The organism is Saccharothrix espanaensis DSM 44229, from assembly GCF_000328705.1.
GTDB lineage: Bacteria > Actinomycetota > Actinomycetes > Mycobacteriales > Pseudonocardiaceae > Actinosynnema > Actinosynnema espanaense.
In genome coordinates this window covers 2,381,439-2,405,775 of sequence record NC_019673.1, presented here as the reverse complement: position 1 = coordinate 2,405,775, position 24,337 = coordinate 2,381,439, and the positions used below count along the sequence as shown (strand labels likewise).

Annotated in this window: 18 protein-coding genes; 9 read left to right on the top strand and 9 right to left on the bottom strand. The window is 74.1% G+C overall.

Annotated elements, in window-relative coordinates:
* Positions 1–86: 86 nt before the first annotated feature.
* The 3 genes from BN6_RS11085 to BN6_RS11075 are packed head-to-tail and all read left to right on the top strand — an operon-like array spanning position 87 to position 5,193.
* Positions 87–791, top strand: a complete 705-nt coding sequence (locus BN6_RS11085) for a TetR/AcrR family transcriptional regulator (protein ID WP_015099710.1) — start codon at positions 87–89, stop codon at positions 789–791.
* Positions 791–3,463: an ABC transporter ATP-binding protein/permease gene (locus tag BN6_RS49540; protein WP_015099709.1), complete on the top strand. Its 2,673-nt coding sequence runs from the start codon at positions 791–793 to the stop codon at positions 3,461–3,463. The genes BN6_RS11085 and BN6_RS49540 overlap by 1 nt, the downstream gene beginning before the upstream one ends.
* Positions 3,460–5,193 (top strand): ABC transporter ATP-binding protein, encoded by a 1,734-nt coding sequence (locus BN6_RS11075; protein WP_015099708.1) that lies wholly within the window; start codon positions 3,460–3,462, stop codon positions 5,191–5,193. The genes BN6_RS49540 and BN6_RS11075 overlap by 4 nt, the downstream gene beginning before the upstream one ends.
* Positions 5,194–5,280: 87 nt before the next feature.
* Here BN6_RS11075 and BN6_RS11070 read toward each other — a convergent pair whose 3' ends face one another.
* The 5 genes from BN6_RS11070 to BN6_RS11050 all read right to left on the bottom strand — a co-directional run bounded on the left by BN6_RS11070 (position 5,281) and on the right by BN6_RS11050 (position 12,049).
* Complete coding sequence (locus tag BN6_RS11070; RefSeq protein WP_015099707.1) at positions 5,281–5,697, bottom strand: hypothetical protein; 417 nt, start codon at positions 5,695–5,697, stop codon at positions 5,281–5,283.
* Positions 5,698–5,854: 157 nt separating this feature from the next.
* Positions 5,855–6,892 carry a WxL protein peptidoglycan domain-containing protein gene (locus BN6_RS11065; protein ID WP_015099706.1) on the bottom strand — a complete coding sequence of 346 codons (1,038 nt, stop codon included), beginning with the start codon at positions 6,890–6,892 and terminating at the stop codon, positions 5,855–5,857.
* A 65-nt stretch (positions 6,893–6,957) separates the two neighbouring features.
* Positions 6,958–8,913: a purple acid phosphatase family protein gene (locus BN6_RS11060; protein WP_015099705.1), complete on the bottom strand. Its 1,956-nt coding sequence runs from the start codon at positions 8,911–8,913 to the stop codon at positions 6,958–6,960.
* Positions 8,914–9,355: 442 nt separating this feature from the next.
* The gene (locus BN6_RS11055) at positions 9,356–11,122 is read right to left on the bottom strand and encodes a Xaa-Pro dipeptidyl-peptidase (protein WP_015099704.1); all 1,767 of its coding nucleotides are present in this window, start codon (positions 11,120–11,122) and stop codon (positions 9,356–9,358) included.
* Positions 11,123–11,473: 351 nt separating this feature from the next.
* Positions 11,474–12,049, bottom strand: a complete 576-nt coding sequence (locus tag BN6_RS11050; protein ID WP_015099703.1) for a dihydrofolate reductase family protein — start codon at positions 12,047–12,049, stop codon at positions 11,474–11,476.
* 296 nt (positions 12,050–12,345) lie between these two features.
* On the opposite strand from BN6_RS11050, the gene BN6_RS11045 reads away from it, so the two are divergent.
* Complete coding sequence (locus tag BN6_RS11045) at positions 12,346–12,972, top strand: maleylpyruvate isomerase family mycothiol-dependent enzyme (protein WP_015099702.1); 627 nt, start codon at positions 12,346–12,348, stop codon at positions 12,970–12,972.
* On the opposite strand, the gene BN6_RS11040 is transcribed toward BN6_RS11045, so the two are convergent.
* A complete protein-coding gene (locus tag BN6_RS11040; RefSeq protein ID WP_158509372.1) occupies positions 12,903–15,734 on the bottom strand; it encodes an AfsR/SARP family transcriptional regulator in 2,832 nt (943 codons plus the stop codon). The two genes, BN6_RS11045 and BN6_RS11040, sit on opposite strands and share 70 nt — an antisense overlap.
* 184 nt (positions 15,735–15,918) lie before the next feature.
* On the opposite strand from BN6_RS11040, the gene BN6_RS46585 reads away from it, so the two are divergent.
* The 3 genes from BN6_RS46585 (at position 15,919) to BN6_RS11025 (ending at position 18,389) form a co-directional block, all read left to right on the top strand.
* Positions 15,919–16,110 (top strand): hypothetical protein, encoded by a 192-nt coding sequence (locus BN6_RS46585; RefSeq protein ID WP_041312571.1) that lies wholly within the window; start codon positions 15,919–15,921, stop codon positions 16,108–16,110.
* Positions 16,111–16,428: 318 nt separating this feature from the next.
* Positions 16,429–16,971: a class I SAM-dependent methyltransferase gene (locus BN6_RS11030; protein ID WP_041316496.1), complete on the top strand. Its 543-nt coding sequence runs from the start codon at positions 16,429–16,431 to the stop codon at positions 16,969–16,971.
* Between the two features lie 185 nt (positions 16,972–17,156).
* A complete protein-coding gene (locus BN6_RS11025; RefSeq protein ID WP_015099699.1) occupies positions 17,157–18,389 on the top strand; it encodes an SLC13 family permease in 1,233 nt (410 codons plus the stop codon).
* Positions 18,390–18,402: 13 nt separating this feature from the next.
* Here the strand turns inward: BN6_RS11025 and BN6_RS11020 are convergent, their stop codons facing one another.
* Complete coding sequence (locus BN6_RS11020; protein ID WP_015099698.1) at positions 18,403–18,954, bottom strand: hypothetical protein; 552 nt, start codon at positions 18,952–18,954, stop codon at positions 18,403–18,405.
* A 117-nt stretch (positions 18,955–19,071) separates the two neighbouring features.
* The gene (locus tag BN6_RS11015) at positions 19,072–19,368 is read right to left on the bottom strand and encodes a hypothetical protein (protein WP_015099697.1); all 297 of its coding nucleotides are present in this window, start codon (positions 19,366–19,368) and stop codon (positions 19,072–19,074) included.
* A 413-nt stretch (positions 19,369–19,781) separates the two neighbouring features.
* On the opposite strand from BN6_RS11015, the gene BN6_RS11010 reads away from it, so the two are divergent.
* Positions 19,782–20,393 carry a TetR/AcrR family transcriptional regulator gene (locus tag BN6_RS11010; protein WP_015099696.1) on the top strand — a complete coding sequence of 204 codons (612 nt, stop codon included), beginning with the start codon at positions 19,782–19,784 and terminating at the stop codon, positions 20,391–20,393.
* Between the two features lie 5 nt (positions 20,394–20,398).
* Positions 20,399–22,558: an MMPL family transporter gene (locus BN6_RS11005; protein ID WP_015099695.1), complete on the top strand. Its 2,160-nt coding sequence runs from the start codon at positions 20,399–20,401 to the stop codon at positions 22,556–22,558.
* Between the two features lie 37 nt (positions 22,559–22,595).
* On the opposite strand, the gene BN6_RS11000 is transcribed toward BN6_RS11005, so the two are convergent.
* Positions 22,596–24,230 carry a cation:proton antiporter gene (locus BN6_RS11000; protein ID WP_015099694.1) on the bottom strand — a complete coding sequence of 545 codons (1,635 nt, stop codon included), beginning with the start codon at positions 24,228–24,230 and terminating at the stop codon, positions 22,596–22,598.
* Positions 24,231–24,337: the final 107 nt, after the last annotated feature.

Genomic DNA, 24,337 nt, shown 5'->3' with positions numbered 1-24,337 from the left:
GGCCCCGCTGGCCGGCCCTGGACAACAGTGCTGCCCAGAGCTAAGTTACGGCCTCAACAAAGGGTGCCCTAACCTGGAGGCTCGGCATGGCGGCACGGGGACGGGTCGGCGGCCGGCCCGCGCGGATCGGCCTGGCCGACATCGAGCGGGCCGGCCGGGAGATCGGGCTGGCCGACCTCACCGTGCAGGCCGTCGCGACCGCGCTCGGGGTGACGCCCACGGCGCTCTACCGGCACGTCGACGGCCGGTTCGGGCTGGAGACGCTGGTCGGCGAGGCGGTGCTGGCCGGGCTGCGGGTCGTGGACGACCCCGCGCACGACGTGGCCGGGCACCTGGTGTCCTTCGCCGTGCAGCTGCGGGACTTCGTGCTCGACCACCCGGGTCTGTCCACCTATCTGCACGTCCTGTTCCCGCGCGGCCCCTCCGGCGCGGCGCTGCTGGAGGGCGGGATCGCCGCGCTGGTCCGGCGCGGCTACCGGCCCGACGCGGCGTCGGTGGTCTGCGGCACGGTCGCGCTGCTGGCGATCAGCCTCGCCGCCGCCGAGGAGCGGCAACGCCAGGGCATCGCGGCGACGCCCGGGTTCGAGCGCCGGCTCGCCGAGTCGCGGCGGCTGCTCGGGACCGGCGGGCTGCTCGCCGAAGCGCACGCCGAGATGCCCGACATCGGCACCGACGCCTACTTCCGCCTGGTCGTCACCGCGTGCCTGGGCGGCATCCTCACCACCGCCCCCGCGGGCCGCTCGGTCGCCGAGATCACCACCGCGCTGGGCCTGTCGACAGGAGAGCGCTGATGGCCGCACGGGGGTTCCAGGGCGCGGTGCTGCGCGGGTTCGGCGCGCGCGACCACGTCGCGACCGTGGTCGGGGTGTCCCGGATCGCGCCGAACTTCGTGCGGGTGCGGCTGTCCGCGCCCGACCTGGTCGACGCGCTCAAGCCGGAGCCGACCGAGTGGCTGCGGTTCTGGTTCCCCGACCCGACCGGCTCGGACAAGGAGCACCAGCGCGCCTACACGATCGTCCGGGCCGACCGGGAGACCGGCGAGTTCGCGGTCGACGTCGTGCTGCACGAGCCCGCCGGGCCGGCGACGGCGTGGGTCCTCGCGGCCGAGCCCGGCGCGACGGTCGCCGTCACCTCGTTCGGCTCGTCCCGGTTCGCGCTGCCCGACCAGCCGCCCGCCGGCTACCTGCTGGTCGCCGACCCGGCGTCGGTCCCGGCCGTCAACGGGATCCTCGGCGTGCTGCCCGACGACGCCGACGTCGAGCTGTACCTGGAGCAGCAGCACGACGAGGACGGGCTGATCCCGCTCGCCGAGCACCCCGGGCTGCGCGTGCACCGCGTGCCCCGGCGCGGCGAGACGTCGCTGGCCGCCGCCATCGAGGACCGCGACTGGTCGGACTGGCACGCCTGGGTCGCCACCGAGACCGGCACCCTCAAGCACGTCCGCAAGCTGCTGCGGGACGGGTTCGGCTTCCCCAAGGCGGACCTGCACGCCCAGGCGTACTGGGCGCACGGCCGGGCGATGGGGTCGTTGCGCCGCACCGAACCCGCCGAACCCGATCCCCCGGCACCCGACCCCACGCCGTCCCCCACCGGACCTACCACCGGGTCCGCCGCCGGATCTACCACCGCGTCCGCCACCGGGTCCGCCACCGCCGAGCCGACCACCGGGCCGACCACCGGGCCGACCACCGGGCCGGCGGCGACCAAGGCCGCGACCACCAGGAAGGCCGGGCGCTGGCGGTCGCAGGCCGCCGGGGAGCTGTTCGCCCCGGTCAAGAAGACGATCATCGCGGCGGGCGTGCTCCAGGCGGTGATCACGCTGGTCCAGCTCGCGCCGTTCGTGGTGCTGGTCGACCTGGCCCGGCTGCTGCTCGCCGGGGCGGACGCGGAACGCCTGCGGGGCACCGGGATCGCGTTCCTCGTCCTGCTCGCGGCGGGCACCGCGCTGGGCAGCGCGCTCATGCTGTGGCTGCACGTCGTGGACGCCCGCTTCGGCGCGGACGTGCGCCACGGGCTGCTCGGCAAGCTGACCCGGCTGCCGCTGGGGTGGTTCACCCGGCGCGGTTCCGGGTCGGTCAAGAACCTGGTGCAGGACGACACCCTGGCCCTGCACTCCCTGGTCACGCACGCCATCCCGGACGCCGTCGCCGCCGTGGTCGCGCCGGTCGCCGTGCTCGGCTACCTGTTCGCCACCGACTGGCGGCTCGCGCTGGTGCTGCTGGTGCCGGTCCTGGTGTACCTGCTCGCGTTCGCCGCGATGATGTTCCAGAGCGGGCCCAAGATCGCCGAGGCGGCGCGCTGGGCGGAGCGGATGACCGCCGAGTCCGCCGCCTACCTCGACGGGCAGCCGGTGATCCGGGTGTTCGGCGTGGCCGCGTCGTCGTTCCGCCGCGCGCAGACCGGGTACACCGCGTTCCTGGAGGAGTGGCAGCGGCCGTTCATCGGCAAGAAGACGTTCATCGACCTGGTGACCCGGCCGACGACGTTCCTGTGGCTGATCGCCGCCGCCGGCACGCCGATGGTGGTCGGCGGGGCGCTCGACCCCGTGACCCTGCTGCCGTTCCTGCTGCTGGGCACGACGTTCGGCGCGCGGCTGCTCGGCATCGGCTACGGGCTCGGCGGGGTCCGGGCGGGCGTGCTGGCCGCCCGGCGGATCGCGGTGGCCCTGGGCGAGCCGGAGCTGGTCGAGCGGGAGTCCGCGCCGCGCGCCGCCGAACCCGGGACCGTCCACTTCGACGGGGTGTCCTTCGGCTACCGGCCGGGCAAGCCGGTCGTGCACGACGTGACGCTGACCCTGCGGCCGGGCACGGTCACCGCGCTGGTCGGCCCGTCCGGGTCCGGGAAGTCCACGCTGGCGGGCCTGCTGGCCCGGTTCCACGACGTCGACGCGGGCGCGATCCGGGTCGGCGGGCGGGACGTCGCCGCGCTGGGCTCCGACGAGCTGTACCGGCGGATCGGGTTCGTCTTCCAGGACGTGCAGCTCGTCCGCGGCACCGTGCGCGACAACATCGCCCTGGCCCGCCCGGACGCAACGGACGCCGAGGTCGAGAGCGCCGCGCGGGAAGCCCTGGTGCACGACCGGATCATCCGGCTGCCCGAGGGATACGACACGGTGATCGGTCCGGAGGCCGCGCTGTCCGGCGGCGAGCGCCAGCGGCTCACCATCGCCCGCGCCCTGCTCGCCGACACGCCCGTGCTGATCCTCGACGAGGCCACCGCGTTCGCCGACCCGGAGTCGGAGTACCTCGTCCAGCAGGCGCTGAGCAGGCTCACCCGGGACCGCACGGTGCTGGTGATCGCGCACCGCCTGCACACCGTCACCGACGCGGACCAGATCGTCGTCCTGGACCGGGGGCGGGTGGTGGAGACCGGCACGCACGCCGACCTGCACGCCGCCGCCGGCCGTTACCGGGCGCTGTGGGACAGCCACCGAGCGCCCGCCCGAGCGGAGGCCACCCGATGATCAGCACCCTGATCGGCCTGATCCCGGCCGAGGACCGCGGCAAGGCGACCCGGTACGCCGTGCTCGCGGTCGGCTCGACGGTCCTGCGCGCGACGAGCTGCCTGCTGCTGGTCCCGCTGGTGTCGGCGCTGTTCTCGGCCACCCCGGCCGACGCGTACGGCTGGCTGGGCGCGCTCACCGCGGTCACCGCGCTCGCCTGGGCGGTGGACGCGGCGCTGGCCCGGCTCGGTTTCACGATCGGCTTCGCCCTGCTCGGCCGGACCCACCGGGACACCGCCGAGCGGCTCACCCGCGTCCCGCTCGGCTGGTTCACCGGGGAGCGCACCGCGACCGCCCGGCGGGCCGTCGCGGCGGGCGGGCCGGAACTCGTCGGCCTGGTCGTCAACCTGCTCACGCCGCTGCTCAGCGCCGTGCTGCTGCCCGTCGTGCTCGCGCTCGGGTTGCTGGTCGTCGCGTGGCCGGTGGGCGTGGCCGCCGCGCTCGCGGTGCCGGCGCTGCTGTTCGCGCTGTGGGCGGGCAACCGCGTCAGCCGGGCCGCCGACGCCGCGGACGCCCGCGCCCACAGCGCGGTGACCGAACGCGTGCTGGAGTTCGCCCGCACCCAGCAGGCGTTGCGCGCGGCCCGCCGCGTCGACCCGGCGCGCAGCGCGGCGGGTGCGGCCGTCACCGCGCAGCGCGGCACCACCCTGCGGCTGCTGCTGCTCCAGGTGCCCGGCCAACTGCTGTTCGGCGTGGCCGCCCAGATCGGGCTGCTCCTGCTGGCCGGGACGGTCGCCGTGCTCGCGGTGCGCGGCGACCTGCCCGGCCCGGAGGCGGTGGCGCTGGTCGTGGTGGCGGTGCGGTTCCTGGAGCCGTTCACCACGCTCGCCGAACTGGCCCCGGCGTTGGAGACCGTCCGGGGCAGCCTGGACGACATCCGCGCCGTCCGCACCGCCGACGCCGAACCCGAAGCGGGACAACCGATCGAGGTCGACGTCCCGCCCGGCATCGAGTTCCGCGGGGTCACCTTCGGCTACGGCGGGACGCCCGTCGTGGACGGCCTGTCGTTCACCGTCGGGCCCGGCACCACCACCGCGATCGTCGGCCCGTCCGGTTCGGGCAAGAGCACGGTGCTCGCCCTGCTGGCGGGCCTGCACCAACCCGACAGCGGCCGGATCCTCATCGGCGGCGTGGACACCACCGCCCTGCCGCCGGCCGAGCGCCGACGCCTGTGCAGCATGGTCTTCCAGCACCCCTACCTGTTCACCGGCGGCATCCGGGACAACATCCGGGCGGGCGACCCGACCGCCGACGAGGCGGCCGTGGACCGCGCCGCCGCGCTGGCCCGCGTCGACCGGATCGCGGACGGTGCCGCCCAGGTCGGCGAAGCCGGGACGGCGCTGTCCGGCGGCGAGCGCCAACGCGTCACCATCGCCCGCGCCCTGCTCAGCCCGGCCCCCGTCCTGCTCGTCGACGAGGCCACCAGCGCGCTGGACACCGAGAACGAGGCCGCGATCACCGCGACCCTCGCCGACGACGCCCACCCCCGCACCCGCCTGATCGTCGCCCACCGCCTCAACGCCATCCGCACCGCCGACCACGTGCTGTACCTGGAGGACGGTGCCGTGGTCGAGCAGGGCACCATCGCCGAGCTCACCGCGCGGGGAGGCCGCTTCGCCGAGTTCCGCGCCCACCACGAGCGCAGCGCCACCTGGCGCGTCGGCCGGCAGACCACACCCGCGCCGGAGTAGCCGCCGACCACCCCGACCACCCCGTCTCGACGCGGCCGGAGAGCGCGGTGATGCGACCGTCCACACGGGACTCCCGCCGCGCGGCCGCTAGAGCATCGGCGGCAGCAGTCGGTAGCTCTCCGCGTAGTAGGCGTCGGTGCGGGTGCGGAACTCGGCGTGGTCCGGCCCGGCCGGGTCGTACTCCGGGGCGGCCTTGATCTGCTCCTTGGTGCGGTCGACGTGGATCGTGCGCTCGTCGTGGTCGACCCGCCGCACGATCCCCACCGGCAGCACGACCGTGCGGCCGAAGATCCACGGTCCGGTGTCGATCAGCAGGCACCCGTCCGGGACTCCGGCGGTGGCCCCGTCGACCTTGCCGATGCCGCCGTCGGTGGCTTCCACGTGGTACCCGGCGAGCTCCGCCTCCGGCTGCTCGTCGTCCGAGTCCGCGGGGGACCGGTCGAACGCGACGGCCATCCAGGCGGGATCGCGCCACGCCCACGGGGTGAAGGCAAACGGTTCCATGCTCGTCCTCCCACGTCCGAAGTGTCCGCTCCCGGCTACCCCGTCGACCGGCGCGGAACACCACCACCCGGTGCCGGCACCACGTCGGCCGGCGATCGACGCGGCCGGCGATCGGCGTGGGCGGTCGGCGAACGTCGTTCGGGCGTACCGCCGGGGGTCAGTGGTCGGCCGGGGTCCGGTCGTTGTCGAGCGCTTCCCGCACCGCTTCGGCGATGCGGCGGTCGGTGGCCACCCGACGCCTGCGTGCTCGCAGGCGCAGCAGCACGACCAGGCCCACCACCACTACCAACAAGACCAGCGCGCTCCACGGCACGGCCCACGCGCCGGCGGCTGCCGTCACGTCACCGGACTGGCCGCCGGCGTCGACGCCCTCGACCTTCGGGGTGAGCCGGACCTCGGCGTCCAGCCGGACCAGCGGTGGCACGTCGGCCAGTTCCACGGTGAAGTCCAAGTGGGCACCCGGCAGCAGTTCCGGCACGGTGAGCGCACGCTCCTGGCCGCCCAGCCCGAAAAGTCCTTCGACCGAGACCGCCTGCTCGGCGCTCATCCGCAGGTTGCCGGTGTTGGTCACCCGGAAGCCGACGGTCGCCGAGCCCAGGCCGAGCGGGTTCACCGTGCCCCGGTAGTCCACGGCCAGGTCGCTGATCGCCAGGGCCGGCGCGGCCTCGCCCGCGACCCGGAGGTGGATGCGGGTGCCCAGCCGGCGGTCCACGTTCACGCCGCCGGACTGCTCGGGCACGGCCAGCGAGGTGACGATGCCGCCGCTGTGGTCGCCGGGGCCGGCGTCGGCGGGCACCGCGATGGTGAACGGCACGTCCACGGCCGACTTGGCCGGGACCTCGACCTGCGACTGCGCCGCGCTCACCCACGCGCCCAGGCCGGTCGACTGCTCGCCGCGGGGGCGCAGGTCGAGCTGTCCGCCCGCCGTGGTGAAGCCGTCGGCGGCGTAGACCAGCAGGGTGATCGGCCGGTCGCCGTGGTTGGCGATGGTCAGGGCGTCGCGGACGGTGCTGCCCGGCTCGGCCGCGTAGCTGTAGTTGGGGCGGTTGTCGCCGTGGTCGGCGGAGGCCGCGGGACGCACCCCCCAGGTCACCGGGTCCTGTGCCAGCGCGGCACCGGGCGCGGCCCAGAGCAGCGAGACCCAGGCGAACGCGGCGGTGACCAGGACGAGCAGCGGGCGGAGGGTGCGGGACATTCTCGTTCTCCCAACGAAAAAAGCCGGTGGGGCGGCGCGCGGTGCGCCGCCCCACCGGGGCCGGCTCAGCCCAGGGCGGTCAGGGTGAGGGTCGCGCGGTAGGTGCCGTCGGCCACCGTCACCGGCAGCTTCAGGTCCAGACCCGCCCGCAGGACCGCGGACCCGCCCGCGTGGCCCACCGGGGCGCTGCCCAGGGTGGCCGACTGGGACAGGCCGTTGCCGGCCAGGAAGCCGGAGGCGACCTCCGCACCGGGGACGGCGCCGCCGTCGTTGCCGCCGAGGAACGGCGTCCAGCCCAGGTACTTGCCGCTGAACGTCTGACCGGCCGAGGTGAAGTCGCCGACCTGGCCGGACAGCGACCACTGCGGGCCGTCGATCCGGGTGTCGGTCACCCGCACCGGGTTGAGCGAGCCGGTGGCGGCGAAGTGGTCGCCGGACTCCTTGGCGGTGCCGAGGTCGACCACGCCGTTGCCGCCGTCGATGCTCCACACCAGCTCGCCCGGGGCGCGCTCGGGCACGGTCACCTTGAAGCGCTGCTCACCGTCGGCCACGGGCGGCTCGATGCCGGCCTCGGTGACGTGCTTGACGCCGCCGCGCTTGGTGATGGTGAAGGTGTCGTACAGGTCGCCGACCTTCTCCGGCTCGGGCGAGGAGGCGATCTTCTCCGCCACGTACGACCGGTAGGTGACGGTGTCGCCGTTGACCGAGATCACCTGGTAGGTGGTGATGCCCTGGCCGCGGCGGACCTGGGTCGCGCCGTTCTGGGTCCAGACGTTGTTGTCGACCGGAGCCAGCGTGTAGTGCTTCGCGCCGGAGTTGCTGACCGCGTACACCGGGCCGTTGGTGATGCCCGGGGTGCCGCTCGCGTCGCTGTTCTTGAAGCCGCGGGCGTAGGTGTGGTCGTGGCCCATCAGCACCAGGTCGATGTTGTGCTTCTCGAACACCGGCACCCAGTTGGCGCGCAGGATCGGCTCGTCACGGCCCGTCGAGGTGCTGTAGACCGGCTGGTGGAAGGTCACCACGGACCACTTGTTCGGGTTGTTCGCCAGGATGTGGTCCAACCACGCGGCCTGGAACTGGACCCACAGCGACGCGGCGTCCGGGCAGTCCACCGCGCACGTCGGCAGGGTCGCCGGGCGCAGGTAGCCGAGGTTCTGGGTGGCGTTGAGCGTGATGAAGCGGACGTCCTGGAAGTCGCTGAAGTACACCGTCTCCTTGGCGACGTTGTCCCAGTGCGCGAAGTACGCCGCGGTCTGGCGGGCGGCGTCGGTGTCACCCTTGGCCCGGTCGGCGAGCGCGCCGATCGTGGTCAGGTTCGGGTGGTTGGCCGGGTACTCGAAGTTCATCTTCCAGTTGCGCAGCGCACTGTCACCGCTGTACTCGTGGTTGCCGGGCGCGGCGAGCACCTGGGTCGTGGCGGCGCTCTCGCCCATGCCCTTGAACCAGCTCGTCCACTGGACCTGGGTGCTGCTGTCGATCAGGTCGCCCGCGTGCACGCTGCCCGCCGCGTTCGGCGACTTGGCGTTCGCGGCCGCGACGACGGCCGGCCAGGTGGAGTCCAGGCCGATCTGGGCGTCGCCGTAGTAGAAGAACTCGAACGGCTTCGCGCCCTTGGCCGCGGAGCGGAACGCCCGCCACCGGCTCCACTCGTCACCGGTGCCGACGCGGTACTCGTACGCGGTGTCCGCGGACAGGCCGGTCGCGGTGGCCGAGTAGTGGGTGTAGTCGACACCGGCGAGGTTGCTGGTGTCCACGGCGTGCGCCGCGATGGTGACCGCGTCACCGCCCGCCGGGCGGAGCTGGACGGTCCCGCCGCCGGCGTCGGTGCTGCGCCAGGTGAAGTTCTGCGAGTCGTTGGGTGTCGCGGTCGGGGTCAGGATCACCCGGCTGACGTTCGCCGTTTCGGCCGACGCCGGCACGGCGAAGGCGAGCGCGCCCGCCACGAAGGACCCGACGACGGCGGCGGCCAGTACGGTGCGCGAGGGTCTGCGCACACCGCGTTTCGGCTGCTGAGAAGACATGCTGCGGAGTGCTCCTTTGGTCCGGGGTGGTGCCCGCAGACGCTCGCAAGCGACCCCTGCCAGTTGAGGAACGCTCATCAAACAGCGGATGACGATCCCGGGGCAGGAACAAGTTTGCGCGGACGGACACCGCCCGGACGTGCGTAGACACCGACTTTCGTCGCCGCCCGCAGTTGGTCCGAACCAATCGGTCACCGTTACCGACCCGCACGCGACCCTCGTCACGCCGACCGCAGCCCGCCCGGCGTGCGTCGGCCCGGCGTGCGTCAGCCCGGCGTGCGTCGGCCCGGCGTGCGTCGGCCCGGCGTGCGTCGGCCCGTCACCCCAGTGGGGCAAGGCGGTGGACCAAACGGAACCCGTTCCGCCGCGGACACGTTCGGCGGCGGGCCCGTGACGCCGCTCCGAACGGTCCCGGTAGGACGGTTCGGAGCGGCTTGTCGGGTCAGGGGGCCAGCGGGATCGTCACGGAGCTGCCTGGGGCCACGCGCAGCTTCGTGCCCGCCGCCGGGCGGAGGGTGTAGTCGTAGTCGGTCGACACGACCACCAGGCCGATCCGGCGGCCCGCCGCGAACACGTGGTCCTTGGGCTCCAGGGAGAAGCGCAGGTCGTACTCCTGCCCGCGCACCACCTTCGCGCCCGTGGACGCCGAATCGCGGTTCTGCGGGTCGATCCACCCCCGGGTCACGACCACCGGCGCGGCCGTGCTGCCGACCGGGCCGTAGTCGACCAGCAGCGCGGTCACGTTGGCGTCGTCCCGGTTCTCCACCGCCACCCGCAACGCGACCGTCGCGACCCCGGACAGGCGGGACGCGGCGGTCAGCGGGTCCGAGCGGTAGACCAGCCGGTTCGGGTCGGCGGTGTCGGGGCGGGCCGCCAGTTGCGCCGCGGTTCGGGTGCGGCCCTGGTCCTCGAACGACTGCGGCACACCGGTTCCCGCCGCCGGGGCGAGGCGGCCGGGTGCGGTGGCGGAGGTCGCGGCGAGGTGCAGGGTGGTGGGCCGGGCGGCGGGGTCGGGCCAGTCGGCGAGCTTGCGCCAGCCGGTGGTCTGCTCGACCTCGGCGGCGGGCTCGCGCATGATGCCGTTGTCGGTGCCCTTGAGCCAGTAGTCGAACCAGCGCAGCAGCGTGGCCTGGTAGTCCGATCGGGACGGTGCGGCGTGGCCACCCCGGTGCAGCCAGATCTTGCGCGGAACGTTGTTGCGGCGCAACGCTTCCCACCACTGGGAGTACTGCGACCCCTTGACGTTCCAGTCGCCTTGGCCGTGCATGACGAACACGCTCGCCTTCACCTGCCCGGCCTGACGGGTGTAGTTGCGCTCGTCCCAGAACGCGTTGTAGTCGCCGGAGACGCGGTCCTGGCGCTGGGTGAGCGCGGCGATCTCGTCCGCGCACCCGCTGCGGGTGACCACCGCCTTGGCCAGCACGTCGGCGTCCTCGCCCTGGTACCCGCCCGGCGCGACGACGAGCCCGTTGGCGCGGTAGTAGTCGTACCAGCTCGACTGCGCGGCGATCGGCACGATCGTCTTCAGCCCCGCCACGCCGGTGGTCGCGACCATGTTCGGCAGGGTGCCGTTGTAGGAGATGCCGGTCATGCCGACGCTCCCGCTGCTCCACGACGCGGTGACCGCCCGGCCGGCGCTGTCGGTCCCGCGCGCCCGGCCGTTGAGCCAGTCCACGACCGCCTTGCCGGCCAGCGCCTCCTGCTGGTCGCCGCTGGTCGGGCAGCCCTCGGACGCGCCGGTGCCGATGCTGTGCCCGAGCACGACCGCGTAGCCGCGCGGCACGAAGTAGTCGTCCAGCCAGCCGGGCAGGTTCGGCGACGCCACCCGCACGGCACCGCGCCCGCCGGCCGCCGCGCCGAACAGCCCCTCCTGCGGCAGCCGGTCGACGTTCACCTGGTACATCGGCGGCGAGCCCAGCCCCGTCCGGTACGGGCTGTGCTCGAACACGACCGGGTAGCGGCCGGTCCCGGCGGGGCGGGCGATGTCGAGCGCGATGCGGTCGGGCCGGCCGTCGTGGTCGCTGTCCACCGTCGACTCGACGAAGACGCGCTCCTCGACGGCGGCGGCGGACGGCGGCACGGCGGACGCGGCAGGTGCTCCGGCGGCCGGCGCGCCCGTGACGGCCAGCAGGACGACCACGCCGAGCCCGACCAGGGACTTCCGGTGACGACGGCGCACGCGGGCGGGCGCGTCGGGAGGTGGTTCCATCGCAGGTCTCCTTCGCAGGGGACTCGCGTACCGGGCGGGAACGCGAGCGCAAGGACGACAGCGGCGGTACCGACCAGTCTGGCGCAGGGCGTCGGCCGGGCGACAGAGCGCGGGACCCGTCCGAAAGGACCGGTACGTTCACACCTCGACGGCGCCGGCCGCTCGATCACCCGGCCGGATCCGGTCCCGCTCCGAGGTCGGCGCGCACGACGCCGCCCCTCGCGCCCGGCCTCAGCGCCCGGCCTCAGCGCACGGCCTCGATGCACCACGTCGACCTCCGCGCCAAGCCGACCGCGCCAAGCCGACCGCGCCAGGCCGACCTCCGCGTCGGGAACGACTGCTGCGCCGGGATCAGCGCACGACGTCGTAGATGAGCTTCTGGACGCCGTTGGAGTAGGACTCGCTCTCCACGAGCTTGAGGCTCTGCCGGTCCTTGTCGGTCTCGCTGAACAGCCGCTTGCCCGCGCCGAGCAGGACCGGGAAGACCAGCAGGTGGTAGCGGTCGATCAGGCCCGCGTCGGAGAGGTTGCGGTTGAGCGTGGCGCTGCCGTGCACGCTGATCGGGCCGCCCTCGCCCTCCTTGAGCGCCGCGACGTCGTCCAGCGAGCGCAGGATGGTGGTCTCCCCCCAGTTGGTCACCAGGTCCTCGTCGCGCAGCGTGGTCGACACGACGTACTTGGGCATCGCGTTGTACTCGGGGAAGTCCTCGGTCATGCCCGGCCACACCGGCGCGAACGCCTGGTAGCTGACCCGGCCGAGCAGCATCGCCGCGGCTTCGCCCTGCTCGCGGCCCTTGAGCTCGTAGACGGCCGGGTCGAACTCGATGTCCTGGAAGGTCCAGCCGCTGTTGCGGTAGCCCGGCTCCCCGCCGGGTCCCTCGACAACGCCGTCGAGCGAGACGAACGCGGTGGCGATCAGGGTGCGCATCGGGTGCTCCTAGGTCGGTCTTTCCTGCTTCTCACCAGTGCGTCGAACGACGGGCCGGCGGATCGACAGCCCGTGCCGAAAACTTTCCGGCACCGTCCGGACGCACCGCGTTACCGCCGTCCGCACGTCCCGCGACGCACTCTTCTGCCGTAGTGGTGCTCATCGTGCGGGACGTCCGACCAGGGCAGCGGCCGGACCACCGGCCATCGAGAGTGATCCCGGTCACTGTGCGACGAGTTCGCGCTGTGCCGGCAGTCCCACCCGACGACACACTGCGGTCGAGCGGAGGAGCAACCGTGAAGGACGAGATCTGGTCGATGGTGCACGTGGAGCGGGCGGCCCTGATCGAGGACCTCGCGCCCCTGGACGACAGCGCGTGGGAGACGCCGTCGCTGTGCGCCGGGTGGACGGTGCACGACGTGGTCGCCCACCTGGTCGACACCGCGCGGACGACGCGCCTCGGGTTCGTGGTCGGCCTGGTCGCCGCCCGGTTCGACTTCGACCGCCAGAACGCGCGCGGCGTGACCCGGGAACGCGGTGCCACCGCGCGGGAGACGCTGGCGCGGCTGCGCGTGGTGGCCACCCGGACGTCGACGCCGCCCGCGCCCCTGGGCAGCCGGCTCGTGGAGGAGGTCGTGCACGGCGAGGACATCCGCCGTCCCCTCGGCCTCACCCGCGACTACCCGACCGAGGCCGTGGTCGAGGCGCTGCGCTACCTGACGAGCACCCCGGCGTCCTTCGGCGGCGCGAAGGAGCTGGTGGCCCGCGTCCGGCTCACCGCGACCGACACCGACCTGTCCATCGGCGACGGCCCGGAGGTGGCCGGGACCGCGCCGGCGCTGCTCCTGGGCGTCTACGGGCGGCCGACGGCACCGGCCGCCCTCGACGGGCCGGGCGTCGCCGCGCTGCCGACACCCGCCTGACGGGCCGCCCACCCGAGGTCGTGCAGCCGCCGGCACAACCGGTCGACGTCCGAGGTGCGGTGCTGGCCGCGCAGCAGGTCCAGCGCGAGTTCCCACACCGCGCGGGCTTCGGCGCGCTCGCCCAGTTCGAGGTGCACCTCGCCGAGCAGGACCAGGACGGTGGCCTCGTTGTAGGCGTAGTTCGCGGCCCGGCTCGTCTCGGCGGCGGCCCGGTAGCGGTCCCGCGCCCGCTCCAGCCGGCCCGCCTTGCGCTCGACCTCGGCCAGCCAGCGCAGCGAACCGGCCTGGCCGTACCGGTCGCCGAACCGCCGGTCCAGCTCCAGCGACCGCTCCAGGGCGGCGCGGCCCTCCTCGTGGTCGCCGAGCAGGCCCGCCAGCGAGCCGACCATGCCCAGCACGTTCGACTCCAGGCCCGGGTCGTCCACGCCCTCGAACAGCGCGTGCGCGCGCCGGGCGTGCACCAGGGCCGTGCGCAGGTCGCCGCTGCGCGCCAGCACGGTCGACAAGCCGATCTCCAGCCGGACCCGGTCGACGGGGTTCCCGGTCCGGTCCACCACCTCCGCCGCCCGCCGCACGTGGTGCAGCCCCTCCCGGTAGCCGCCCAGGATGGCGTGGGCGTGGCCGAGCAGCAGGAGCGAGTGGAACGTCACGTCCGCCCGACCGAGGCGCTCGGCGCAGGTCAGGGCGTTCTGCCAGGCCGCGAGGTTCTCCTGGAGCGCGCCCTGGTTGGTCCGGAAGGCGACCAGGTGCCAGGCCAGGTGCCACACCCGGTCGACCAGGCCCTGCGCGGTCGCCGCCCGCTCGATCACCACCAGGTTGGTCCGCTCGGCCTGGTACCACTCCCACGCGCCGGCGTGGTCGGGTGGCGGCTCGGGGCTCGCGGTGCCGAACAGGCACGCCTGGCGGGAGGGGAAGGCCGCGTCCGAGGTGGTGTGCGCGGTGTCGGTGTAGTGGTCGACCAGCCGGACCAGCGCGGCGCGCCGCTCCCCCTCGGGCAGCGGCTGCTCGGCGGCGTAGAGGCGGACCAGGTCGTGCAGGTGGTAGCGGCCGGCGCGGCCCTGGTGGACCAGCGACACCCGTTCCAGCGCCCGCAGCGCCGCGGCGGTCTCCTCGGTGCCCCGGTCGGTCAGGCGGGCCACCGCGGCCAGGCTGATGTCCACCTCCGGTGCGGTGCCGAGCAGCGTGAACGTCCGCGCCTCGGCCTCGGTCAGCGCGGTGGTCGACCAGGACAGCACGGCCCGGACGCTGGCCGCCGCGTCGTCCTCGTCGAGGCCGCCGAGCAGCCGGGCGGCGTCGCGCAGGTCGGCCGCGATGCCCGCCAGCGGCAGGTCCGGGTCCTGCTGGGCGCAGCCGGCCACGATGCCGAGCGCGAGCGGCAGCCCGGCGCACCGGGCCACCAGGTCGTCCACGGCGGCCGGCTCCGCGGCCACCCGGTCCGCGCCGAGCCGGGCCACCAGCAGGTCCCGCGCGTCGGCGGCCGGGAGGGCGTCCAGCCGCAACGGGTGCGCGCCGTGCGCGGTGACCAGGCCCGCCAGGCGGTTGCGGCTGGTGACCACGACCGTGCAGGTGTCGCCGCCGGGCAGCAGCGGCACGACCTGGGCGGTGTCCACGGCGTTGTCGAGCACGATCAGCATCCGCTTGTCGGCCACCAGGCTCCGGTAGAGCGCGGCCTGGGTGTCGAGGTCGTGCGGGATCGCCTCGGGCACGACGCCGAGCGCGTCCAGGAAGCCCCGCAGCGCCACCGGCGCGGGCAGCGGCCGGTCCGCCGGGTCGAACCCGCGCAGGTTGACGAACAGCTGGCCGTCGGGGAACCGGTCGAGGTGCCGGTACGCCCAGTGCAGCGACAGCCACGTCTTGCCGATGCCGCCGATGCCCGACAGCGCCGACACCACGACGGTCGCCGCCCGGTCCGCGACGGCGGTCATCACGGCCAGCTCGCCCTCCCGCGCGGTGAACGCGCGCGGCGCGGCGGGCAGTTGCCGGGGCACCGGGGAGCGCGGGCGCTCCGGCCGCGCGGGCGTGGCCAGCGACGTGCTCGCGGTCAGGATGCCCCGGTGCAGCTCCCGCAGCGCCGGGCCGGGGTCGACGCCGAGCTCCTCGGCCAGCCCCCGGCGGATCCGGTCGTAGCACCGCAGCGCGTCCTGCTGCCGCCCGCTCTGGTAGAGCGCGAGGACCAGCTGGCCGGCGATGCGCTCGTCCAGCGGGTGCGCCGCGGCCAGTTCACCGAGCCCGGCGATCGACGCGGCGTGCCCGCCGTGGCGCAACCTGATGTCGTTGAGCTCCAACTGCGCGTCGAGCCGTTCCCGGGCCAGCACCTCACGCGTGGCGGTGAACCACGGGGTGTCCAGGTCGGCGAACGCCTCGCCGGTCCACCGCGCGAGCGCGTCGGTGAGCAGCGCCATCGCCCGGTGGTCGTCCTGGGCGCGGCCGGCCTCGGCCACCAGCCGCCGGAACTCGTGCAGGTCGACCCCGTCCTGGTCGGCGGTCAGCACGTAACCGCCCGACCGCCCGTCGATGGACGTGCCGGGGCACGCCGACAACAGGGCGCGCAGGCGGGAAACGTGGCTGTAGAGGGCTTCTCTCGGCCGTCGTGGCAAGTGCGCGCCCCACACCCGGTCGGTCAACGCCTCCAACGACACGAGCTTGTTGACGTCCACGAGCAGAGCCGCGAGCACGCTCTGCTGCTGACGTTGTCTGATCACGACCGGACTCGTCCCGGACTCCACCCGGACATCGCCCAGCACGGCAAAGCGCACAGCCATCGCCGAATCCCCTCTGCGGCGCGCACCGCTCCCCCGGCGCGCCGCGTCCCCACCCCAGTTCTTACTCGCCGGAACAGGGCGCTGCAAGGTCGGGGCAAGTGCTGTGCAAGGGGCGTGCAAGGGGTCTGCAACAGACTGGAGCCCTCGTAACGGCAATCGGTAAGCGAGCGAAGGAGAATTCGACATGCGCCGATCAACCGGCTTCCTGCTGGCGACGCTGACCGCGGCCGCCGTGGCGTTCAGCCTGTCCGGAACGGCTACCGCGCAACAGGACTGCGCCGGCGGCTGCATCCAGGACCCGCCCGTGGTGACCGTCTTGGACGAGTGCCCGGGAGGCTGCGCGCAGACGCCTCCGACGACGCCCCCGAACCCGTAGCACTGACTCCGGGCACGGCGGGAGAACACGGCTTCCGCGCGAACGACCAACGGTGCGTGGGCGGCTGGGATAGCGGCGCGTCGCTGGAGCGCACGACGCGCAACGGCCACATCGGACAGAGGTGACTGATCCGCCCCCCGGCGTGTGGCCGGTCGGTCTTCGTGCCGACCGGCCACACGTCGGTTCGGCGTGCGCCGGTTCGAGCAGCGTCGCGAGTGAACGCGCACCCACGACCACTGTCCACTGTGTCCGGTCGGGCAGGCGGGGTGCGCGGGCCGGCGGTCGGTGACGGGCGGTGGCTGTGCGACAGTGCTCGGCGTGACGACAACCCAGTGGAACGGCGACGAGTACCAGCGCCGCTTCGACGAACTCGCCGCCGCCGGGGCCGACGTGCACGGCGAAGCCGCCTTCGTCCGCGCTTACCGGCCCGCCTCCGTGCTCGACGCGGGCTGTGGCACCGGGCGGGTGGCGGTCGAACTCGCCCGGCACGGCGTCGACGTCGTCGGCACCGACGTCGACCCCTCCATGCTCGCCACCGCGCGCCGGACCGCTCCCGGGATCACCTGGGTGGAGTCCGACCTCGCGGCGCTCGACCTGGGCCGCCGCTTCGACGTGGTGGTGATGGCGGGCAACGTGCCCCTGTTCACCCCGCCCGGCACGCAGGCGGCACTGGTCGCCGGGGTCGCCCGGCACGTCGGCGGGCTGCTGGTCGCGGGCTTCGGACTGGGCCGCGGCTACGGTCTCGCCGACTACGACGAGCACGCCCGCGCCGCCGGCCTGACCCTCGTCGAGCGCTTCGCCACCTGGGACCGCGAACCCTTCGCCGACGGCGACTACGCCGTCTCCGTCCACCGCGCCTGACCACCGCGCCTGACCACCTGACGGGCCGCCTGACGGGCGTCGAGCGGCGGGTGTGACGGCCGGAACAGCGGTGCCCGGCTGTACCCTGGGCCGCCCGCGCCGGGACCGCGGCCGGGCCAGGAGCGACGCGCGCGAGCGCCGTCGCCGTGGTCTGGAGGTGTCCGGTTCCGCTCGGGTGGACAGGCGTGGCGGCGGGAGCGCTGCTGGCGCTGGTGCTGGTCTGGGCCGTCGCACGGCCGCGCGGGCTGCCCGAGGCGGTCGTGGCGGTGCCGGCGGCGGTGCTCGCCGCGGCCTTCGGGCTGATCTCACCGGAGCACGTGCTGGCGGAGGTGTCGCGGCTCGGCCCGGTGGTCGGGTTCCTCGCCGCGATCCTGGTGCTGGCCCGGCTGTGCGACGACGAAGGGCTGTTCCGGGCGTGCGGTGCGCGGCTCGCGCGCGGTGCGGCGGGCAGTGCGCCGCGCCTGCTGGTGGGCGTGTTCGTGGTCGCCTCCGCGATCACCGCGGTGCTGAGCCTGGACGCGACGGTCGTGCTGCTCACCCCCGTGGTGCTGGCCACGGTCGCCCGGCTCGGCGTCCGCCCCGACCCGCACGTCTACGCGTGCGCGCACCTGGCCAACACCGCCTCACTGCCGCTGCCGGTCTCCAACCTCACCAACCTGCTCGCCTTCACCGCCGCCGGGGTGGGGTTCCCGCAGTTCGCGGGCCTGATGGCGCTGCCGTGCGCGGTCGCCGTCGCGGTCGAGTACGCGGTGTTCCGCCGGTTCTTCGCCGCCGACCTCGACCTCCGGCCGACCGTCGTGCCGGACACCGACCCGGTCCCCCTGCCCAGGTTCGCCACGGCCACCCTGGTGGGCACGCTCGCCGGGTTCGCACTGCTGCCCGCGCTCGGGTTCGACCCGGCGTGGGCGGCGGTCGCCGGCGCGGCCGCCCTGGCGGTGCGGGGGCTGGTCCGGCGCACCACCACGGTCGGCCAGGTGGCGCGGTCGACGGCGCTGCCGTTCCTGGGGTTCGTCCTGGCGCTGGGCGTCGTGGTCCGCGCGGTGGTCGACAACGGCCTGGCCGACGTGGTCGGCGGCCTCGTCCCCGCCGGGTCGACCCTGGCCGCGCTGCTGGGCACGGCCGCGGTCGCCGCGGTGCTGGCGAACGTGATCAACAACCTGCCCGCCGTGCTGGTGCTGCTGCCCCTGGCGGCCCCGCTCGGCACCGGCGCGGTCCTGGCGGTCCTGATCGGCGTGAACCTCGGCCCGAACCTCACCTACGCCGGGTCGCTGGCGACCCTGCTGTGGCGGCGGGTCCTGCACGAGCACGGGGTCCGCGTCGACCTGCGCCGATTCACCGCCCTGGGACTGCTGACCGTGCCCCTCGCCCTGCCGCTCGCCGTCGCCGCGCTCTGGCTGTCCCTGCGCGTGCTCGGCTGACCCGCCGGGCCCGTCACGCGTCTTCGGCCGCCATCCACAGCCCGGTTCCCCGCACCAGGTCGAGGGCGGACTCCAGCGCGGGCTTGCCGGGCGGCTGCCGCAGGCGTTCCAGCAGCCACTCCGGATCGGCCACGCGCCGGTCGCTCAGCGCCGTGCGCTCGTCCCACACCGGGCTCGCGCCCAGTCGCGCCGCGGCGATGGCGGTCGCCACCGCCAGGACGTAGGAGTGCGCGGCGCGGTAGGGCCCGACGACGAGCCGGACGCCGCCGTCCTCGTCCTCCGGCACTCCCGAGTCGATGACGAACAAGTCCGCCACGGCCTCGTCGAGGTCCCACAGCACGAAAGCGAGGTCCACCCCCGGCTCGCACGGACGTTCCAACGCCTCGGCACCGACTTCGGGCACCCGCGCCGGGTAGGCCCGCGCCAGGCGGCGCGCCGACACCGCGGCCGGCCGGACCGAAGCGCTGTCCACACCGAGCAGTTCACCCAGCGCGACCCCGGTGGCCGTGCGCAGTCCGGCCAGGGTGAAGCTCCGGTTGATCCGGGTCTCCCAGTCGGTCGTCACCGAGCCGCCTCCTGGCGAGCCGGGCGGGTTCCCGCCGAGTCCACAGCGGACGGTAGCGGTCGGGTGCACCACTCCACGACCGGACATCCCGGCGTGAAGTGGTGCTGCCGCCGGGGATCAGAGCTTCGCGAGCAGGTACTGCGTCGACGGGGTCGGGGTGTACGCGCAGCTGTAGCCGTTCCGCGTCGCGGTGTAGGTGAACCCGGCGGGCACCGTGCAGGCCCACAGGCCCGTCTCCGGGAGGGTGACGTAGTACAGCGGCTCACAGCCCACGTCGGCGCGGACCATGGTGTAGGTGTAGCCGGCCGGCACGCTGCGGCACGACCAGTGGGACGGGCCCGCCTGGGCCGGCGTGACCAACGCGGCTGTCGCGAAGACCGCGGCGAGCCCGACGCCGATTGCCTTGCCGATCATGGGAGATCCACCTTTCGCCGGAGCGAGCGGCCCCGGTGCGAGGCCCGCTCAAGCACAGCAGGTGGAACGCGGTCCATCATCTGCCGATTGGTTCAACCAATCAGCGGCCCAGTGGGTCCGGCGGCACTCCGCCTGGTGCCGCACCTGCCCCGAATGCCTTGCGGGGTACCGAAGTCCGCCCGAAGTCGGTTCGGACGCCGGCGGGCGCGGTCCACTGTGGCCCGTCGGCGACCCCGCCAGGCATCGGCACGACCGGACCGCCGGCCCCTCGCGGCGACGCGCTCGTCCGGGTCGCTCCGATTGCCGGTTACTCCGAACGGGGGTTACATGACTCCGAAGAGGTGACACAGCCCACCTACCGATCTGGTCGGAATGCCGACCGGATCGGTCGGTGACTACGTACCGTTGGAGCCATGGCACGTTCACTGCGCCTCCAGGTCGACGAGCAGATCCTCGATCGCGCCGCCGGCCTGTTCGCCCGGCACGGGTTCGCCCACACCTCGCTCAAGGCGCTCGCCGACGCGGTCGGCCTGTCCAAACCGGGCCTGCTGCACCACTACCCGAGCAAGGAAGCCCTGTTCGAGGCGGCCGTCGAACTCGGCCGCGCGCGGAGCGCGCAGGTGCTCGAACGCAGCGAGCGGCTCCCCCTGGGCGTCGAACGCGACCGCCGCGCCGTGGAACTGCTGGTCGACTTCGCGCTCGCCCGGCCCGGCCTGATCGCCCTCGCGTCCCGCGCGATCAGCACGCTCGGAGCGGACAGCGACATCGACCCCCGCGACCAGGGGCTGGACGGCATCGACCGGCTGGTCTTCGCGATCTTCGGCGTCGACCACAGCACCGAGGACACCGAACGGCTGGTCCGGGTGGTCGGGATGCTCAGCGCCCTGGCCGTGCTCAGCCTCGCCGCCAACCACGGCGACGTGAACGCGGTGTGGCGCCCGCACATCATCACGACCTGTCTCGACGCGCTCGGTCACCGCGGTCCGGGCCGCTCCCCGTCCGACCTCTCCCAGGTGGAGGCCTGATCCCCATGGCTCGTCTGCTCTACCGGCTCGGTTCCGGCGCCTACCGGCACCGCCTGGTCGTCGTCCTGGTCTGGCTGGTGGTGCTGGTCGGCTCGGCCGTCGGCGCGGTCACCCTGGCCGGCGCGACCTCGACCACGTTCTCCATCCCGGGCCAGGAGTCCACCACCGCCCTGGACAAGATCAAGGACGAGTTCGGCGGCGGTGGCGCGACGGCCCGGGTGGTGCTGGCTCCCCCGGCCGGGCAGCAGGTCGTCACGGCGGAGAACGCGGCCAGGATCGCCGGGCTCGTCGAACGGCTGGGCGGGCTGCCCGGCGTGACCTCGGCGAGCAACCCGCTGGACCCGAAGGCACCGTCGGTCAACGCCGACCGGGACATGGTCTACAGCACGGTCACCTACGACGCGAAGGTCGGCGAGGTCACCGACGCGCAGCGGGCCGACCTGACCGACGTCGTCGCCGACGCCCGCGAGGGCGGCTGGACCGCGGAGGTCACCGGCGAGGCCATGCAGGCGCCACCGCACGTCGGCGGCGTGGTCGAGGTGGTCGGCGTGGTGATCGCCCTGGCGATCCTCGCCCTCACCTACGGCTCGCTGGTGATGGCCGGGATGAACCTGCTCACCGCCGCCGTGGGCGTCGGCATCGGCACGCTCGGCATCACCATCACCACCGGCTTCCTGGAGCTGTCGTCCACCACCCCGATCCTGGCCGCGATGCTCGGTCTGGCGGTGGGCATCGACTACGCCCTGTTCATCATCAACCGCTACCGGCAGGAGCTGCGGCGCGGCCGGGACGTCGGCGACGCGATCGGCACCGCCGTGGGCACCGCCGGGTCGGCCGTCGTCACCGCCGGCCTGACCGTGGTCATCGCCCTGGCGGGGCTGGCCGTGGTCGGCATCCCGTTCCTCACCCAGATGGGCGTCGCGGCCGCCGGGACCATCGTCGTGGCCGTCCTCATCGCGATCACCCTCGTGCCCGCGGTGCTCGGCTTCCTCGGCAAGCGCGCCCTGCCGCGCAAGCAGCGCGACGCGACCGCCGAGGCGCACGAGCGCGGCTTCTTCCGCGGCTGGGTCGGCACCGTGGTGCGCCGCCGGGTCGTGGCGCTGCTGCTGGCGGTGATCGCCCTGGGCGTGATCGCCGTGCCGGTGGCGTCGATGCAGACCACCCTGGTGCAGACCCCGCCCGGCAACAGCACCCAGGCCCGCGCGCAGCAACTGCTCTCCGACGGGTTCGGCGAGGGCTTCAACGGCCCGCTGCTGGTCCTGTTCGAGGGAGCCGGGTCGGTGCCGGCCGCGACCGAGGCCGCCAAGGAGTTCGCCGACGTGGACGACGTGGCCGTGGTCGCCCCGCCCGCGCCCAAGCCGGACGGCAGCGCCGCGCTGCTCACCGTGATTCCCGAGTCCGGGCCGACCAGCGAGGCCACCGAACGGCTGGTCGCCGACCTGCGCGAACGTTTGGCCGACACTCAGGGCGCGACCGCCTACGTGACCGGTGCGACGGCCGTCAGCGTCGACGTGGCGGTGGCGTTGGACGAGGCGCTGCCGGTCTACCTCGCGCTGGTCGTCGGCCTGGCGCTGATCCTGCTGGTGCTGGTGTTCCGGTCGCTGCTGGTGCCGCTGATCGGCGTGCTGGGCTTCCTGCTGACCATCGGGGCCTCGCTCGGCGCGACCGTCGCGGTCTTCCAGTGGGGGTGGCTGACCGGTGCGGTCAACCTCGACACCACCGGCCCGCTGATCAGCCTCACCCCGATCCTGGTCATCGGGATCCTGTTCGGGCTGGCCATGGACTACCAGATCTTCCTGGTGTCCCGGATGCACGAGGCGCACCACCACGGCGCGGCGCCGCACGAGTCCATCACCACCGGCTTCCGCCAGGCCGCACCGGTGGTCGTGGCCGCCGCGCTGATCATGTTCTCGGTGTTCGCGGGCTTCGTCCCGTTCGGTGAGCCGACCATCAAGTCCATCGCCTTCGCGCTGGCGATCGGCATCCTGGTGGACGCCTTCGTGGTCCGCATGGTCCTGGTGCCCGCGGCGCTCGCGCTGCTCGGCGAGAAGGCGTGGTGGCTGCCCCAGTGGCTGCGGTGGCTGCCCGAACTGGACGTCGAGGGCGCGGCACTGGAACAGCCCGCCCACGCCGAGCGGAAAGCCGCGATCGACGCCACCGGCTGACGGGCCCCGCGCTGACCGGCTGACGGGCCACGGCCGGTCAGCCGGTGGGGCCGCCGCGCAGCTCGATCGTGATCTGCTCCGCGTCGACGGCGCGCAGGGCGCTCGACAGCGCGTCGGCGTCGAACGTGCCGTCGTCGCGGGCGTCCAGCAGCGCCTCGCGCTGCGCGTCGAGCACGGCGAGGAGGTGTTCCTTGTCCGACAAGCCTTCCGGGCGCGGGGTGTCGGCGGCGGCGGCGCGCACCAGCGCCAGGATCTGCTCCCGTTCGTCGGCCTGCTCACGCGCGTCCCGCTCGTCCACTTCGGCCGGGAACAGCCGCTGCACGAGCGGGCCGACCGTGCCGCCCTGCACCAGCAACGACAAGGTGGCGACGGAGAAGGCGACGAACACGAGCAGGGGCCGGTGCGGGGTGTCGGCGGGAAGGGTCTGGGCGGCGGCGACGGTGACCGCGCCGCGCATCCCCGCCCACACCACGACCACGCCCTCCCGGGCCCCGAGCGGCTGCTTGAGCAGGTAGTCGATGTCGGCGAGCGAGCGGCGGACCCGGGTGGCGAAGCGTTGCAGGTCGCGCTCGGTGAGCTCGCGGCGGCGGATCCCCCGCCGCCGCTTGCCCACCAGGTCACCGGATTCGATGCGCTCGCCCACGGCGGCCAGGCGCGGCTGGCGGGCCCGCCACTGCGCCGCGCGCCGCCGCAACGCCCACAGCAGCGGTGCGACGTAGGCGGCGCGCACCAGCAGCGTCACGGCGAGCGCGCACGCCGCGATCCCGATCGCGGGCCCGATCCCGGTGTGCTCGCGCTGCACCTCGCCCAGCACCGCGGACAGCTGGAGCCCCATTCCGAGGAAGACCGCCCCCTCCAAGACGAGTTCGACGGTCGCCCAGTTCTGCGCGTCGGACATCCGGTGCCGCGGCGGCAGCACCCGGGGCGCCCGCGACCCGGTGACCAACCCGGCCACCACGGCGGCCACCAGCCCGGAACTGTCGAGCAGCTCGGCCGGGACGGCGGCCGCGAACGGCACCGTGAACGACAGGATCGTGTTCACCGTCGCGTCCGCCACCCGCCGGCGCACCGCCAGGTTCACCCGCCCGACCACGAACCCGATCGCGACGGCGACCGCGATGGCGTAGGCGAAGGTGCCCACCGCGTCCCAGAACGAGAACGCCGCCGCCGTGGCCACCACCGCCGTGCGCAGCAGCACCAGCGCGGTGGCGTCGTTGAGCAGGCTCTCCCCGTCGAGCAGGACCAGCGCGCGGCGCGGCAGGCCGGTCCCCTTGATGATCGAGGTCGCCACCGCGTCGGTGGGGCTGATGATCGCGCCCAGCGCGACGCCCCACACGAACCCGAGACCCGGCACGAGCCAGGCGAACAGCGCCCCCAGCACCAGCGCGCTGGCCACCACCAGCAGCACCGACAACCCGCTGATGGCCCGGAACTCGCGGCGGAAGCTCATCGCGGGCATCGACACGGCGGAGGAGTAGAGCAACGGCGGCAACAACCCCTGGAGCACCCACTCCGGGTCGACCTCGACACCTTCGAGCACGGGGGCCACCGCCACCGCGATGCCGACCAGGACCAGGACCAGCGGAGCCGCGACCCCCAGCCGGGGCGCGACCACGGCGGCGGCCGCGATCACCACCAGCGCCAGCACCACGACCGCGACGAACTCCAGCACGCACCCTCCCGCGTCAGCCCGCCCGAGCGCCCCTCGTCGGGCACCCCATGCTGGATCACGACAGCGGATCGCGCCGCCCGGCGGCGGCGTGCGGCACCTCCGGCACC